Origin of the sequence: Phenylobacterium sp. (assembly GCF_031181185.1) — a bacterium.
In the GTDB taxonomy this organism is placed as follows: domain Bacteria; phylum Pseudomonadota; class Alphaproteobacteria; order Caulobacterales; family Caulobacteraceae; genus Phenylobacterium.
This window is the reverse complement of sequence record NZ_JAPSKZ010000336.1, coordinates 1-1609: the sequence shown is the minus strand read 5'-3', so window position 1 is coordinate 1609 and position 1609 is coordinate 1. Positions and strand designations below refer to the sequence as shown.

Genomic DNA, 1609 nt, shown 5'->3' with positions numbered 1-1609 from the left:
GGGTCGGACGGCCCGACTTGGCGTAGTTGGCCGCCTGGGTGACCACCTGGCGGGCCTCGGCCGTCAGGTCGGAGCGATCCCAGTCGAAGTAGACCACGAACTCACGCGCGACCGGAGCCGGCGGCGGCGGCGGCGGCGGCGGCGGCGGGGGAGGCGGCGGCGGGGGCGGCGGCGGCGGCGGCGGCGGCGCATAGGTCACCGGCTCGATCGCGCCGAACGCATAGCGCAGGCCCAGGCTCACCGACGAATCCTCATAGCGTCCCTGGAACGGGCCGACGTCGAAGCCCGGCGCCGAGTCGAAGGTTTCGAACTCCATGTTCGAAAGGAGGTAGCGGTAGGTCAGGTCCAGCGAAGCCCGCTCGCTCAACGCCCAGTTCAGGCCGACGAGGAACTGCGCCGCCAGCTTGGCCGAGCTGTCGTCGGCGCCGACCGCGATGGCGCGGTTGCTCGCCAGGGTGCCCAGGAACTCCGTGTTGACCCGGTTGATGCCCGCGCCCAGGCCGACGAACGGACGCAGGGGCGACTCGGCCGCGCCGAAATCGTACAGCACGTTGACCATCAAGGAGGTCGAGTGGATCTCCCCTTCGGGGATCTCGCAGGGTCCCGCGGCCGGCACGGCATTGCAAAGATAGGCCGGCGTCGCGCCAACGTTCACTTCACCGAGATCGCCGGGGCGGTAGCCGCCCTCGAGCTCCACGCGCCAGTTCGGCGTGAACCGGTAACCCAGACGGGCGAACCCGGCCCAGTCCGACTCGACGTCGAAGGCGACGCCTTGAGCGGTGTCGACGCCGGCCGCATGCCAGCCGGCGTCGATCGCGCCGTACCAGCCGTTCGGATCGGCAGAAGCGGCGCCGGCCGACAGGGCCAGCGCCCCCGCGGCGCTGGTCGCCAGAATGAGTGTCTTAACGCGCATGGGTGGATGCCCTCCGCAGCCCAGGTGAATCGTCTCGGCGGCGCACGAGCCGCCGCTTGCATCCTCATAACAGCCTCGCTGGCCAAGGTCGAGATGACGCGGCCGCGAACGAGTAAAAGCGTGGCCATTCAGCTACAGCGCGATCGAACGCGCAGATTCGCACCGTAATCAGCGGCTGCCGCCTGTCAGGCGGCTTCAGCCTCCGCCGGTTCGATAGGTCGCGCGGCCGGTTCCCTCGCACACGGGACAGGTCTCGCCCGACGACACCACGCCGGCGCCCGCGCATTCGGGACAGTGGGTCGGGTCCGGGTGCTGCAGCGACGCCGGATCGGCCGGATCGGAGGGCGCCAGGTCCCGGTCATCGATGTCGTGCGCCTTCATCGGGGCGGAACGGTCAGGCAGGCCTCCGGTTTCATGATGACAGGGGCCGACCTTGGCATTACGGACCCGCGGGTGATGGACGAGACAGAACCGCAGACCGGCGGCTACGCCGCAGACGCCCAGGGCTGGGAGACGGCCAAGACCTTGGCCGAGGCCCTGCCGTACATCCAGATCTACGATCGCAAGACGGTGGTCATCAAATACGGCGGCCACGCCATGGGCGAGAGCGCCGTGGCGAAGCAGTTCGCCGCGGACGTGGTGCTGCTGAAGCTGATGGGGGTGAATCCGGTCGTGGTTCACGGCGGCGGACCCCAG

2 protein-coding genes and 1 pseudogene are annotated in these 1609 nt (G+C 69.7%); 1 reads left to right on the top strand and 2 read right to left on the bottom strand.

Annotated features, from left to right (window positions below):
- Both RIF93_RS20640 and RIF93_RS20635 read right to left on the bottom strand, forming a co-directional pair.
- A partial coding sequence (locus RIF93_RS20640) for an outer membrane beta-barrel protein (protein WP_309093315.1) occupies nucleotides 1-913 on the bottom strand: 913 nt, incomplete at its 3' end.
- Nucleotides 914-1108: 195 nt separating this feature from the next.
- Nucleotides 1109-1294 (bottom strand): hypothetical protein, encoded by a 186-nt coding sequence (locus RIF93_RS20635; RefSeq protein ID WP_309093314.1) that lies wholly within the window; start codon nucleotides 1292-1294, stop codon nucleotides 1109-1111.
- A 75-nt stretch (nucleotides 1295-1369) separates the two neighbouring features.
- Here RIF93_RS20635 and RIF93_RS20630 point away from each other — a divergent pair.
- Nucleotides 1370-1609: pseudogene (locus RIF93_RS20630) on the top strand (acetylglutamate kinase); the annotation flags it as partial.

Bases quoted from the DNA above. Each gene is read 5' to 3' on its own strand.
- RIF93_RS20635 (WP_309093314.1), bottom strand. From the start codon at position 1,294: ATGAAGGCGCACGACATCGATGACCGGGACCTGGCGCCCTCCGATCCG.